12 protein-coding genes are annotated in these 13,769 nt (G+C 63.8%); 6 read left to right on the top strand and 6 right to left on the bottom strand.

What is annotated here, in order from left to right; translation table 11 throughout:
• Positions 1-13: 13 nt before the first annotated feature.
• Positions 14-1,369, bottom strand: a complete 1,356-nt coding sequence (locus ISP15_RS06860; protein WP_404546429.1) for a peptidylprolyl isomerase — start codon at positions 1,367-1,369, stop codon at positions 14-16.
• A 108-nt stretch (positions 1,370-1,477) separates the two neighbouring features.
• Positions 1,478-3,835, bottom strand: coding sequence for an LPS-assembly protein LptD (locus ISP15_RS06855; protein ID WP_404546428.1), 2,358 nt, complete (start codon positions 3,833-3,835; stop codon positions 1,478-1,480).
• 154 nt (positions 3,836-3,989) lie between these two features.
• Here ISP15_RS06855 and msrB point away from each other — a divergent pair, with 154 nt between their 5' ends.
• Positions 3,990-4,391 (top strand): peptide-methionine (R)-S-oxide reductase MsrB, encoded by a 402-nt coding sequence (msrB, locus tag ISP15_RS06850; protein ID WP_404546425.1) that lies wholly within the window; start codon positions 3,990-3,992, stop codon positions 4,389-4,391.
• 42 nt (positions 4,392-4,433) lie between these two features.
• Here the strand turns inward: msrB and ISP15_RS06845 are convergent, their stop codons facing one another.
• The 3 genes from ISP15_RS06845 to ISP15_RS06835 are packed head-to-tail and all read right to left on the bottom strand — an operon-like array spanning position 4,434 to position 6,527.
• The gene (locus ISP15_RS06845; RefSeq protein ID WP_404546566.1) at positions 4,434-5,354 is read right to left on the bottom strand and encodes a histone deacetylase family protein; all 921 of its coding nucleotides are present in this window, start codon (positions 5,352-5,354) and stop codon (positions 4,434-4,436) included.
• 13 nt (positions 5,355-5,367) lie between these two features.
• Complete coding sequence (locus ISP15_RS06840; protein WP_404546424.1) at positions 5,368-5,934, bottom strand: cob(I)yrinic acid a,c-diamide adenosyltransferase; 567 nt, start codon at positions 5,932-5,934, stop codon at positions 5,368-5,370.
• Between the two features lie 2 nt (positions 5,935-5,936).
• The gene (locus tag ISP15_RS06835) at positions 5,937-6,527 is read right to left on the bottom strand and encodes a hypothetical protein (RefSeq protein WP_404546422.1); all 591 of its coding nucleotides are present in this window, start codon (positions 6,525-6,527) and stop codon (positions 5,937-5,939) included.
• Between the two features lie 102 nt (positions 6,528-6,629).
• On the opposite strand from ISP15_RS06835, the gene ubiH reads away from it, so the two are divergent.
• The 4 genes from ubiH (at position 6,630) to ISP15_RS06815 (ending at position 10,678) form a co-directional block, all read left to right on the top strand.
• The gene (gene ubiH, locus ISP15_RS06830) at positions 6,630-7,856 is read left to right on the top strand and encodes a 2-octaprenyl-6-methoxyphenyl hydroxylase (protein ID WP_404546419.1); all 1,227 of its coding nucleotides are present in this window, start codon (positions 6,630-6,632) and stop codon (positions 7,854-7,856) included.
• On the top strand, positions 7,853-9,055 hold the full coding sequence (locus ISP15_RS06825; protein WP_404546418.1) for a UbiH/UbiF/VisC/COQ6 family ubiquinone biosynthesis hydroxylase: 1,203 nt from the start codon (positions 7,853-7,855) through the stop codon (positions 9,053-9,055). The genes ubiH and ISP15_RS06825 overlap by 4 nt, the downstream gene beginning before the upstream one ends.
• Positions 9,056-9,444: 389 nt before the next feature.
• Entirely contained in the window at positions 9,445-10,239 is a 795-nt protein-coding gene (locus ISP15_RS06820; RefSeq protein WP_404546415.1) for a dienelactone hydrolase family protein, read from the top strand.
• Positions 10,240-10,363: 124 nt separating this feature from the next.
• On the top strand, positions 10,364-10,678 hold the full coding sequence (locus ISP15_RS06815; RefSeq protein WP_404546412.1) for an RcnB family protein: 315 nt from the start codon (positions 10,364-10,366) through the stop codon (positions 10,676-10,678).
• A 9-nt stretch (positions 10,679-10,687) separates the two neighbouring features.
• Here ISP15_RS06815 and ISP15_RS06810 read toward each other — a convergent pair whose 3' ends face one another.
• Complete coding sequence (locus tag ISP15_RS06810; RefSeq protein ID WP_404546410.1) at positions 10,688-11,707, bottom strand: polyprenyl synthetase family protein; 1,020 nt, start codon at positions 11,705-11,707, stop codon at positions 10,688-10,690.
• Positions 11,708-12,154: 447 nt separating this feature from the next.
• Between ISP15_RS06810 and glpD the strand changes: the two genes are divergently transcribed.
• The gene (gene glpD / locus ISP15_RS06805; protein WP_404546408.1) at positions 12,155-13,663 is read left to right on the top strand and encodes a glycerol-3-phosphate dehydrogenase; all 1,509 of its coding nucleotides are present in this window, start codon (positions 12,155-12,157) and stop codon (positions 13,661-13,663) included.
• The last annotated feature ends 106 nt before the right edge of the window (positions 13,664-13,769 follow it).

Here is a 13,769-nt window from a genome sequence, read left to right as displayed (position 1 = left end):
TGCCGCCAAGCCATTACGAAGACGCCTTGCCGTTGTCGGCGTCGTTTGTTTCCTGCAGTTCGGGCACCAGGATTTTCACATACGAGCTGGAGCGCAATTCGCGCAGGTAGTCGTCGTAAGCCTGGTCGGCCTTGCGATTGCCGATCGCCTGACGCGCCTGGTCACGGGCGAGTTCGTTGGTCATGTCGCTGCTGCGCGAACCCAGGCGCTGGAGGATGTGCCAACCCGCTTCGCTCTGGAACGGTGGCGAAATCTCGCCATCCTTCATCTCGCTCAGTTTCTGGCCGATCAGCGAACCCCACTCGCCTTGCTGGAACCAACCCATGTCGCCACCGGCATTGGCGGTGGTGTCGTCATTGGAGTCGTCCTTGGCCAGCTTGGCGAAATCCTGGTGCTTGTTGACGATGCGGTTGTAGAGGTCCTGTGCCTTCTGCTCGGCTTGCGTCGCCGAAAGCAGCTCGCTCGGGCGGACCAGAATCTGCCGGGCGTGGTATTCGGTAACCATTTGCTTGGACGGCGCGCGCTGGCCGATCAACTGCAGGATGTGAAAGCCGGTCGGGCCGTGCAGGATGCCGCTGACTTCGCCAGGTTTCAGGCTGTTGATGGTATCGACGAAGGCCGGTGGCACTTCGTCCAGGCGCCGCCAGCCGAGATCGCCGCCATCCAGCGCATCGGGCGCATCGGAAAAACGGATCGCGGCGGCTTTGAAGGACATGCCGCCCTTGATTGCCGCGATTGCTTGCTCGGCCTTGTTTTGCGCAGCCTGGATGTCGGTCGCGGAAGCGCCGCTGGGAATACTGACCTGGATGTGCGCCAGATGCACCTCGCCCGCCTTGTAGCTGGGGCTGTTGAGCAGGTTGTTGATCTCGCTCTCGGTCACCGAGACTGAGTCATGCACCACGCTCTGGTGCAGTTTCTGCACCACCAGCTGGTCGTGCAACTGTTGGCGGAAGGCTGCAAAGCTGAGGCCGCTCTGTTCGACGGCGGCGTGCAGCTGGTCGGGCGTCATCTTGTTCTGCGCCGCGACGTTCTGCACCGCCTGGTCGACGTCGGCATCGGATACCCGGATGCCCTGGTCGTCGGCGCGCTGCAACTGCAGCTTCATCAGTACCAGGCGGTCGAGCACCTGGCGGCGCAGTACGTCGATCGGCGGAAGTTGCCCGGGCTGGCTGGCGTATTGCTGCTGGATCGCGGCAACGGCGTCGTTCAGTTCGCTCTGCAGGATCACATCATCCTCGACCACGGCGACAATGCGGTCGACCGGCTGCAGGCCGGAGCTGGAATCCTGCGATGACAGCAGCTGGGCCTGGGCCAGCGAGGGGACTGCGGCGACAATCGTCAGCAGGAACAACGCAAAAATCTGCTTCATCAGTGAACAGCCTTCTGTCGCCAGGGGCGAAGGGGTTATTAACGGTAATCTCAAAAAACGAACCGGGCGGCCGTCTTTCCGAGGGCGTCCAAAACATCCGGGACGCGCTTATTGATAGCCAAGGATATCACGCCGCAGGAGGCTGTCCGTCTGGTCGCTGGAAGCACCCATGCCCTTGAATTCCAGCTCGAACATGACGGCGGTATCGGTGCCCGGCCCGATCTGGCCGGGCGGAAGCGTAGTGATCACGCCGTCGTAGCCGGTCACGTAGTGGCGTGCCACCACGCTGACTTTCATGCAACAACCTTCGTATTGCACCCCCGCGACAGCCTCGACCGTGCGCTTGTCCATCATCGAGTAGGTCCAGTCGCCGATCAGGCGCCAACGATCCGTGAGCGGATAGACCGTCGAGATGTCGTATTGTTCCAGCAGGTTCTGGCGGAACCGGTAGGAGAAATTGAGGATGCCGTCGAAGCCGAGCCGGCGCTGCACGGTGAACGTGCCCAGCTCGGTCTTGCGGGTGTTCGGGTTCCACAGGTATTCGGTGCTCATCGTCCATTGGTCGTTCAACTGACTGCTGAGCTCGGCCACGTAGTCCGACCCGGACCAATTGGTGGCCGGCACGCCGGGGTCCTGCACCAGTTGGGGGGTAAAGTAGCGAATCTGGCCGAACGTCGCGGACAGCCGCTCCACGCCAGCATCGTCGAGCAGGCGGGTGGTGACCGCCGCGGTGAGGTTGTTCGCATTCATCTGGCGATCCGCGCCCGAGAATTGGTTCGGGGCGAACAGCATCCAGTCGTCGAAGGCCATCAGGCCGGTATCGAACAGTGGCAGGTTGTTCTGGTTGCGATAGGGCACGTACAGGTAATAGAGGCGCGGCTCCAGCGTCTGCGTGAAATCGCTGCCGAACAGCGAGGTGCTGCGTTCGAAGATCAGGCCCTGGTCGAGGCTGACGATCGGCAACGAGCGGCTCGGATTGCTTTCGTTGAACGGCGAGGGCGTGCCTGGGGCAATCGGGCCATAGGCGTTGTAGTTCTGGTAGCCGCTGTCCAGCGAGTAACCCGTGTAGCGATAGGCCAGCTTGGGCCGGATGAACCACGCAGGCCCCTGGAAATCGGCATCGATATAGGGATAGAGATCCAGGCGCGAGCCTTCCACCATGTCGAACTTGTGAAACGCCACCGCCTCGCTGGTCATGCCGACGTCGTACCAGCGCGCGAACGGAATATCCATGTTGAAGGTAGCGCGCGGCAGGCGTTTGTACGGCTCCACGCTGTTCGGCTGCGAGGGATCCACGTTCTGGTATATATCGCCGCCAATGGAGGCGCTCCACCAACTGCCTCCGCCATTGAGGTAAATGCTGGAATACAGCAGTGCCGTGGAAATGGTGAACAGGTCATCGCCAAAATCGTGCAGATAGTTCTGATCCGACGCACGATTGATGTTGGTGCTGAGCGACCAGCCCGGAAACAGGATCGTAGTATTGACGAACTTGTACAGGTAGCGCTGCTGGCCCTGCGTGTCGACGGAAGTCGGCGTGATCTTCTGGTCGTTGTAATTGTCGCTGGGCATGAATTCGAAATCGAATTCGCCATTACTTTTAGGAAATAGATAACGCGCCTGGCCGGAAAGCATCGCTCCGCGCATCGTGTAATAGCGCGGAGTGATGGTCAGGTCGTAGTTCGGGGCCAGATTGAAGTAATACGGCAAGCGGAACTGGTAACCGGCGTTGCCGGTGTGCTCGAAGTATGGATACAGGAAACCGCTGGAGCGATCGTTATTCAACGGAAAGGACATGTATGGCGTGTACAAGAATGGCACGCCGAACAGATTCATCGTGGCGCTGCGGGCCACCCCGCGCGCCGTGTTATCGTCGGTCTCGATCTTCTTGGCGCGTATTTCCCAGACATGGCGCCCGATATCGCAGGTGGAATACGTGGCTACGGTATAACGGTTGCGATTGGCATCGATCATCTGCGCCTGCACCGCCGTGCCGTTGCCGTGTGAATCGAGCATCTGGAAGCGCACGTTGCCGGTCGCCAGCCCTACGCTGTTGTTGGTATTGCCGGTGAGGTGATCGGCCGAGAGCAGGTGGGTAGCTTCCTGGTAATGCACGTTGCCGCGGGCGTCGTAATCGCTGGTGTCGCTGTTGTAGTCGGCGACGTCGGCGTGCAGCTCCTGGTCGGCGCGGATCGTCTTCACGTGGCCGTTCAGGTGGAAGATGGTCTGGTCCGGGCTTTCGACGTGATCGGCCCACACATAGGTCTTGGCCGTGGCGCGCAGTGCGGAATCCTTGCTCAGGAACGGATCGTAGAACTCCAGCATGCCGTTGGGCCGGCAAAGCGCGAAGTTGTCCGGTCGGGGCGCGCAGATGAAGGTGCCCAGCGGGCAGACCACCTCGGAGCCGTCCAGCGTGCTCTTTGGATGCTTGGTCTGGGAAGAGGCCTGGACGCCCTGGCTACTCATCAGGGCGGCGGCAGCAGCGATTGCTAGCAGGCGGCGTGGAGGCAGAGAACGCAAGGGCGGCGTAGGCTTCACGGAGGCAATCAATCGGCGACGAAGGGGCGTTAAGCTAACAGAAAGGCCCTTCGGACGGCACACGTTCCAGCGAGGATTTCAAATGAGCCAGCACAAGACCGACAAGACTGACGAGCAATGGCGTAAAAGCCTGAGTCCGGAGCAATACGCTGTATGTCGCTGCTCGGCAACCGAGCCGCCTTTCAGCGGCAAGTGGTACCACCATATGGAGCCGGGTACCTATGTTTGCGCGGCCTGCGGAGCACCCCTGTTCGCTTCGGAAACCAAATACGATTCCGGCTCGGGCTGGCCCAGCTTTTTCCAGCCGGCCACGCGAACCGCGGTGAGTTTGGTGCCGGACGAAAGCCATGGGATGCATCGCACGGAAGTCCGTTGCGCGGCGTGCGAATCGCACCTTGGGCATGTTTTCCCGGACGGGCCCAAGCCCACCGGCCTGCGCTATTGCATCAATTCGCTGGCGCTGGATTTCGCGCCGCTGGAATGATGTTCGCAAGGAACAGTGGTAGGCGGCGGCACTGCCGCCAGGTTATTCGCCTAACAATGCGCTGACGTGCGCGCTTGCGCTGGCCGCCAGGGCGGCGAGGTCATAACCGCCCTCGAGCGTGGACACCAGCCTGCCGCCGGCATGTGCCCTGGCCAGGTCCACCAGGCGTTCGGTGATCCAGGCATAGTCCTCCGCCTGCAGGCGCAGATCGGCAATGGGATCGCTGCGGTGCGCATCGAAGCCGGCCGAGACCAGCACGAGCTGGGGCTTGAACACGTGCAGGCGCGGCAGCAGCGCCCCATCCCACAATTCGCGGAATTCGTAAGAACCGGCCCCGGGCGGCAGCGGCGCGTTGACGATATTGCCCATGCCACGCTCATCCGCACTGCCTGTGCCGGGATAGAGTGGAGACTGATGGCTCGATATAAACAGCACGCGCGGTTCGCGCTGGAAAATGTCCTGGGTGCCGTTGCCGTGGTGTACATCGAAATCAGCGATCGCCACCCGCTTCAGCCCGTGCACGGCCAGGGCATGGGCGGCCCCCACGGCGACCGTGTTGAACAGGCAAAACCCCATTGCGGCGTCCGGCGTGGCGTGGTGTCCGGGCGGCCGTACCGCGCAAAAGGCGTGGGTGGCCGCGCCTTCCATTACCGCGTCGATCGCGGCGACCATCGCGCCCGCCGCGCGCAGGGCGGCTTCGGTGGAAGCCGGCGACATCAAGGTATCTTCGTCCAGCCGGAGCGTGCCTGATTCCGGCGCGGACGCGAGGATCTTGTCCACATGGGCGCGGGCGTGCACGCGCAACAGTTGCTCGTGCGTGGCCCTGGGTGCCTCGACGCGATCCACGAGCGCGAAGCGATCCTGATCCAGGGCTTGCAACACGGCGCGCAGGCGCGCCGGCGATTCGGCATGGCCCGGACCGGGGTCGTGCTGAAGGCAAACCGGGTGGGTGAACAGCTTCAGCATGCGCTGCGGCTCAGGCGGTGGGCTTGCGGCGGCGTTCGTGCTGCCAGAGCACCTCGCCATGGCCGCCGGCACGCGCCAATACCCGGCCGAGCACGAACAGCAGGTCGGACAGCCGGTTGAGATAGCGCTGTGCCTGCGGCCGGATCGATTCGACCCTGCCCAGCGCGATCACTTCGCGCTCCGCACGCCGGCATACCGTGCGTGCCAGATGGCAGCAAGCAGCGGCCATGCCGCCGCCCGGCAGGATGAAATCCTTCAGCGGCGGCAAAGGTTCGTTGAAGCCGTCCAACGCTTGTTCCAGGCGGGTGATGTCGCCATCCTCGATCATCGCCATGCCGGGGATGCACAGTTCGCCGCCCAGGTCGAACAGTTCGTGCTGCACCTGGACCAGCGTTTCGCGCACGGCATCATCGACGCCCTCGCAGGCCAGCACCATGCCGATGGTGCTGTTAAGTTCGTCCACGGTGCCATAGGCGTTGACCCGCGCAGAATCCTTCGCAACCCGCGAGCCATCGCCCAGGCCGGTGCTGCCGTCGTCGCCAGTGCGCGTATAGATTTTCGACAGGCGATTGCCCATGGTCAGTGCTGCGTCCGACCCTGTTGCCGCGCAACGTGCGCAATCTGCACCGCCAGCACATGCAGCACGGCGCCGAGGCCGACGTACAGCGCCGTGGTCTGCAGGAACGGCAGGTACCAGTCACCCATGTTCTGGAACCACGCGCCGAAGCTGCGCGGCGCCGGCACATGGGCGCTCAACCAGTAAAAGCTGCCGTTCGAAATGAGATAGCAGAGATTTTCGCTGACCAGCAACGCCGCTGCGGCCAAGGCCAGGGTCGAGAGCCGGAGGCCAGCGTGGTGCTTGGCCAGCCAGCTGCCGCCCAGCCACAGTGCGCCATACGCCGGGACCAGGAACCAGTAACCTGCCGAAACGCAGTAATGGCTCCAGAAGTTGATGCCCATATGGGTGATCGCGATGTAATCCACCAGCACCGCTTCGGCCATCAACAGCGGGAACGCCCAGCGGGCCGAGCCACGCAACCAGAAGCCGGCGAGGAAAAATATGCCCCAGCTGGCATCGGGCAGGGCGTCGAAGTGATGCATGCGGGTTGCCGCCATCACCAGAGCAAGCGCGGCAAGGATGCCAAGGCGCTGGGTTTGTGTCGTAGCCATGAAGGAGTTCCCTGAAACGGACCGCTAATGAAAGACGCCGAGTTTAGCCCAACGTGGGCTGACTCATGCGAAGAAGCATGTGCCAGCGCGTATCATCCGGGCATGAATGCTTCTGTTCCGTTTGACTCCCATGGCCAGGTACTGATTGTCGGCGGCGGACTGGTCGGCGCCAGCCTTGCCATTGCGCTCGATGCCGCCGGTTGCCGCGCCACCCTGGTCGAAGCCGCCGCGCCGCGCACGGACGCTCAACCCAGCTACGACGAGCGCAATCTCGCCCTGGCCCGCGCCACCGTGAACGGGCTCGATGCCATCGGCGTGTGGCCGCTTGCCGCCGCGCAGGCCACGCCGATTCGGCACATCCACGTCAGTCGCGCCGGCGAGTTCGGCAGCGCACGCCTGGATGCGGCGCACCATGGCGTGGACGCATTAGGCTGGACCTTGCCCGCCCGCGAACTGGGCGCGGCCTTGCTGCGCAGGCTCGATACCTGTACGCAACTCACCCGCATTGCTCCCGCAAGCCTCACCGGACTGACCCGCTACGAACATGGCTGGCGTGCGGAAATCCAGACCCAGCAAGGCCCGCGACATATCGACGCCGCGTTGCTGGTTGGTGCCGACGGTACCGAATCCTTCGTGCGCGCCCAGCTCGGCATCCAGGCCGATATTCATGACTACCGGCAAACCCTGTTCGTATGCACGCTGACGCCCGAGCGGGATCCGGCGAACCGCGCCTGGGAGCGTTTCTCCGATGACGGACCGATTGCCATGCTGCCGCTGGCCGAGCGTCGCTGCGGATTGGTGCTTACCGTGGCCGCGGCCGCGGCTGCCGAGGTCGGCGCCATGGACGACACGGATTTCATCGCATTGGCGCAACGGCGCTTCGGCTGGCGACTGGGACGGTTGCAGCGGCCGGGCAAGCGCCATCCGTATGCGATCCGTCGGGTTGCCGCGCAACGGTTGATCGCATCGCGCGCGGTGCTGGTCGGCAATGCCGCGCAAACGGTACATCCCATCGGCGCCCAGGGCTTCAACCTTGGTCTGCGCGATGCCTTGACGCTGGCCGAACTGGTGGCGGAGGCGGCCGATCCCGGTTCAACACGGCTGCTGGAGCAGTATGCCGCGCGCCGTGAGCCGGACCGCGCGGGCACGATGGCGATGAGCCACGATCTCGTTCGCTTCGCGTGCATGCCGCAGCCCTGGCTCGCGCCGTTGCGCTCGCTCGCCTTGCTCGCCTACGACCGCGTACCACCGTTGCAGCGGGCGCTTGCCCGCCGCGGCATGGGTTTTCGCGGGCAACCGCCGCGCGCGGTGCTGGAGCGCCTGCCATGAGAACCATTCCTGCCACGCAACGCCGCGCGCCCGCCATCGACATCGCCGTGGTTGGCGGCGGCATGGTCGGCGCAGCCGCGGCGCTCGCGCTGAGTCGTGCCGGCTTCAACACGGCCTTGCTGGAAGCGCGGCCGCCTTCGCCCTGGCATGCGCGGGACGACCATGACCTGCGCGTCGTCGGCCTTGCGCCATCCTCCGTGGCATTGCTGAATGACCTGGGCGTATGGACGTCCATTCGCCACGCGCGCGCCTGCCCTTACGCGCATATGCATGTGTGGGATGCCGCGAGCGGCGCGGCGATCGATTTCGATGCTGCCGACGGGGGCCGCGACCTGCTCGGTTACATCGTCGAGAACAGCCTGGTGCAGTGGATGCTCTGGCAGTCGCTGGAGGCTGCCGGCGTGCAGCGCCTGTGTCCCGCGGCGGTGACTCATTACGAGGTGCGTGCCGACCGTGTCGTGTTGGAACTTGCCGATGGCGAGAGCCTCGCTACCCGCCTGCTGGTCGCTGCCGACGGTGCGGGCTCGCCGCTGCGCGAGCGCGCTGGCATTGCTACGCACGGCCGCGACTATGCGCAGCGCGCGGTCGTGGCACACGTCGCCACCGAACGTCCGCATGCGCATGCCTGCTGGCAGCGTTTTCTGGCTACAGGTCCTGTTGCCTTACTGCCGTTGGCCGACGGTCGCAGCTCCGTCGTGTGGTCGTTGCCCGAGATCGAGGCGGAAAGGGTCTTGGCCTTGAGCGATGACGATTTTCTCAATGAACTGGGCGTTGCCAGCGACTTTCGGCTGGGCTGCATCACGGCCACCACGCCGCGCGCCGCGTTCCCCTTGAAACTGCAGCTTGCCAGGGCCTATCAGGCCGAACGGATGGTGCTGCTGGGCGATGCCGCGCACGCGGTGCATCCGCTGGCCGGGCAGGGCGTGAATCTCGGCTTGAGGGATGTCGCCGAACTGCGCGACACGCTGGTTGCCGCCCGCGCTGCCGGCCGCGACTTTGCCGCCGCGCACGTGCTGCGGCGTTATGCACGGCGCCGGCGCAGCGCGGATACCCTCGATGCCTATGGCTTCGATGCGCTGGCGCGCATTTATGCCTGGCAGGCATCGCCGCTGGTCCTGGCGCGCAGCTTGGGCGTGCACTTGCTCGACCGCCTGACGCCATTGAAGCGGCAGATCGCCATTCACGCCGCGGGCCTCTAGGGATGCTCTGATCAATGCTACGCAGGCGGCATGATGACCAGAAGGCTCGCAGAGTGGGTTGTGCGGCGCCGGGAAGACTGGCCGTCTTGCCAAGCCGCGCGGCGCACTCTGCGAGCCTTCTGGACATCACCCCATCGCTTTAAATTCAACATGTTGGGGCCAGCTCTGTCTGTCCGCATCCCTGCGGTCCGTCGTCTCGACAGACAGCCAGTCCGCCTTCCTCGCTCCTCAAAGCCGGGTACATCCATGTACCCTCCCCGCGTGCGCCGACGAACCTATGGTCTGCGAACAGACAGAGCTGGTGACGCCTACGTAGCATTGATCAGAGCATCCCTAGTGACGTAGTCGCCCATCCCGGCAGATTCGCCTTCTATTCAAAGGAGATACGAATGCGCTTCGCTCGATTCAGTTGTCTCGCGTTACTGGTCGGCCTGAGCTTTGCCGCGCAGGCCCGGATGGTGCATCGCCCGGTGGCATGGACGCTGGATGGCACGCACTTCAAGAGCGTGCTGGTGTACGACGATGCCGGCGCTGTCAAGCGTCCGGCGCTCGTCATGGTGCCGAACTGGTACGGCGTGAATGATGCCGCCATCCAGAAGGCGGACATGATCGCAGGCAAGGATTACGTCATCCTGCTGGTTGATATGTATGGTGAAAATGTCAGGCCCCAGCCGGGACATGCCGATCAGGCGCAAGCGGCGACCAAGCCTTTATATGGCGATCGTGCGCTGATGAGGAAGCGTATCAACGAAGCGCTTGCGCAGTTGAAAGCACAGGCCGGGCGTGCGCCGATCGATACCGGCAAGCTGGCGGCGATCGGCTTCTGCTTCGGCGGCACCGCCGTATTGGATTTGGCGCGCAGTGGCGCAGACATTGCCGCTGTCGTGTCCTTCCACGGTGGCCTGGCGACCGATGATCCGGCGTTGTCCAGGAACATCAAGGCGCGCGTGCTGGCCATGAACGGCGCTAACGACAAGGGCACCATGCCCGATGCCGACAGGTTCATGGCTGAAATGCGCGCCAGTCCGGCCGACTGGGAATTCGTGGTGATCGGCAATGCCGTGCATTGTTTCACCGAAGTGGGAGAGAACTCGCCAGGATGCAAGTACGATCCGCGCGCCGCCGCGCGCAGTTATCGCCTGATGCAGGATTGGCTGCGTGCTGCTTTCAGCGGCACGCCGTAACGCTTGCAATGGTATAGCTCAGGTCAGTGCGCGCCCCACGTTGCTCAGGGTCGACATGGGGCATATTGCGCAAGCCATGCTTAATCGGCGATTCTGTCGTGACACAGCCAAAAGGGGATATTGCATGAGGTCGTATTCCAAAGCGTTGCTTTCCGGCTTGCTGTTTGTGTCGTTTGGCATTGCGGCATCGCCATTTCCGGAAAGTGCAAGTCGGGCGGGTGTACAGCTTTATCACACGGGACGTCCTGTGCCCGAGCAATACATGGCGGACGGCAACGTCATCCAGAACTACCACCACTACCATCTGGACAAGCCCACGGATGGCTATGAATGGGTGCATGGCACGGAAAACGAATACCTGCTGGTTTCGACCAAAACGCGCATTCTCAGAAGAATCGATTATCGCGAGAATATCCCGCCGGAATCGCCGGGTAAGTAACGGATTCCTTTAAAACGTGCGCTGCACCGAGTAATCGGCCAGCGTCGCCAAAGCATCCCGATAGGAAGACGCAGGCAGCGAGGCCAATGCCTCGCGCGCGGCCCGGGCGTGCCGCAGGGCGCACTCGCGGGTGCGCTCGATCGCGCCCGACTCGCGGATGGCTTGAAGGATGGGATCCAGCGAATCCAGGCCACCGTGCTCGATCGCATGCCGCATCTCGCGCGCCTGCTCCTGGCTGACGCGCTGCAGCGCATAGATCAGCGGCAAGGTGGGCTTGCCCTCGGCCAGGTCGTCGCCGATGTTCTTGCCCAGCGTGCTGACGTCGCTGACGTAATCGAGCAGGTCGTCGGCAATCTGGAAGGCGTAGCCGAGCTGCATGCCATAGCGGCGCAGCGCCGCGACCTGAGCTTCCGCCAGCCCGCCCAGCAAGCCGCCCAGCTGGGTGGCGGCGGCGAACAGTACGGCGGTCTTGCGCTCGATCACGGCCAGGTAGGCCGCTTCGTCCACGTCGGCATTGCCGATGTTGAGCAACTGCAACACCTCGCCCTCGGCAATGGTGTTGGTGGTATCGGCCAGGATGCGCATGATGCGCATATCGTCCAGCTCCACCATCAGCTGGAACGAGCGCGAATAGAGGAAGTCGCCCACCAGCACGCTGGCGGCATTGCCCCACAGGGCATTGGCCGTCTTGCGGCCGCGGCGCAGGTCCGACTCATCCACCACGTCATCGTGCAGCAACGTAGAGGTATGGATGAACTCGATGACCGCCGCCAGCTTGATGTGCTTGTCGCCGGTGTAGCCAGCTGCGCCGGCGGCCAGGGCATGCAGCATCGGGCGCAGGCGCTTGCCGCCGCCGGCAATGATGTGGTCGGCGATCTGGTTGATCAGCACCACGTCGGAGGCCAGCCGCTGCCGGACCAGGGCATCGATGCGCTGCATGTCGCCCTCGGCAAGGGCGCGCACCCCGGCAAAATCGCGTGCGGGATCGATGGTCTGGAGAACGGTGTTCATGCGGCTGGGGCTGGACATAGAACTTCGATTATAGGGGCGGAGCCTGCATTACGTGTGATCCTGCCCGAAAGTTCTTCCAGTCCGGCGCTTTGACGGTGCACCGAGGATTGTTTGGCCCCGCGCCATCTTGCGGCGATTCTCCAGACGCAGGCCAAGCCACGATCTGCCGGAGCAGGTGGCATCGAGCCGGTCCAGCGCCATAGCGCGAAGGTGAACGCCGTTGCCTGCTGCCGCGCCTGCGGCGCTGGAGGCTGTGGCCAAGCCGGCTGTCCACCACGGCCGGTACGCAAGTGCATCGCTCCCTCGAAGCGAGCCAGGCCCTGGCATGCGATCCTAAAGGCAACGTCCGAACGCGAAACCGGAGATGCCGCGCATGGCCTTCTATCCGCCGCTGCCGCGCACAGGCGCAGTGCGTGTTCCAGCAGCCCGCAGCGATGCTTTGCAATGCAGTTCCAGGGACGAGCGATGACTGAGCAGTTCGATCTACTGGTAGTCGGCGGTGGGATCAACGGCGTAGGCATTGCGCGGGACGCGGCCGGGCGCGGGCTTTCGGTCTGCCTGTGTGAGAGCGACGATCTGGCTGCGCATACCTCCAGCGCCAGCACCAAGCTGATCCATGGCGGCCTGCGCTACCTGGAGCAATACGAATTCGCGCTGGTAGGCAAGGCGCTGGCCGAGCGCGAGGTGCTGCTGCGCGCGGCCCCGCACATCATCTGGCCATTGCGCTTCGTGTTGCCGCACCAGTCGCATCTGCGGCCTGTGTGGATGATCCGGCTAGGCCTGATTCTCTACGACAACCTGGGGCGTGGTCGCCGCACTTTGCCCGGATCGCGGCGCATCGCACTGAAACGACACGAGGCCGGAGCGGCCTTGCGCGCGGACTTCCACACCGGCTTCGTGTATTCCGATGCCTGGGTGCAGGATGCCCGGTTGGTGGTGCTCAACGCGATGGATGCACTGGAACGCGGCGCCACCATCTACCCGCGCACGCGCTGCTTGAGTGCCAGCCGCGACCCAGGCGGTTGGGATGTGCGCCTGCAACCGGCGCAAGGCAAGCCATTGCTGGTGCGCGCCAGGGCACTGGTCAACGCCACCGGCCCGTGGGCCGTGCAGTTCCTCGAACAGGTGGCCAAGGTCGGCCATGATCATGCGTTGCGATGGGTCAAGGGCAGCCACATCGTCGTGCCGCGGCTGTTCGAACACTCGCATGCGTATATCTTCCAGCAGCCCGATCGCCGGATCGTGTTTGCGATCCCTTACGAGCACCAGTTCACGCTGATCGGCACCACCGACCTGGACTATCACGGCGATCCCGCGTCATTGCACATCGATGAGCAGGAAACGCATTACCTGTGCGACGCCGTGAATCGCTACTTCAAGCGCGGCATCGCGCCAGCCGATGTCGTATGGAGCTACAGCGGCGTGCGCCCGCTGCTCGATGACGACACCGGCAATGCCTCGCAGGTCACGCGCGATTACCTGCTTGAGCTGGACCGGCACGGCGCGCCGCTGCTCAACGTGTTCGGTGGCAAGCTGACCACTTACCGCAAACTGGCGGAAGAAGCACTGGACCAATTGGCGCCGCTGTTTCCGCATGCGTCGGAAGCATGGACGTCCAAAGGCCATCCATTACCCGGTGGCGAACGGCAGGACGTGGACGTCCTGCAACGCGAATTGCAAGCAGCGCACCCCTGGCTGCCCGAAGCGATGGTGTGGCGCCTGGTGCATAGCTATGGCAGCCGCACTACGCGCATCCTCGGCCAGGCACGTTCGCTGCAGGACCTGGGCGAGCACTTCGGCGCGGATCTCTACCAGGCTGAAGTGGATTATCTGCGTGCGCTGGAATGGGTGGTGGACACCGACGACGTGCTCTGGCGGCGCAGCAAGCTCGGCCTGCGTTTCCAGCCGGAACAGGTGACGCGGCTGGCGACGTATCTCGCCAACGCGCCACGGTGCCGGGCTTCGTTCGCGTGAGTCGGCGTCTGTTCCCCTCTTACTGTCAGCCGTGTTTCCGGGCATGCGGGCAATGACCGTTCCATGCGTCCGGCGTACCGGCCGCATGGGCGGCTGGATCGCGACC

It is taken from the genome of Dyella jejuensis, assembly GCF_044904675.1.
GTDB classification, from domain to species: Bacteria; Pseudomonadota; Gammaproteobacteria; order Xanthomonadales; family Rhodanobacteraceae; genus Dyella_B; species Dyella_B jejuensis.
Note: the sequence above shows the minus strand (reverse complement) of the source record. Positions and strands in the feature narration are given on the sequence as shown.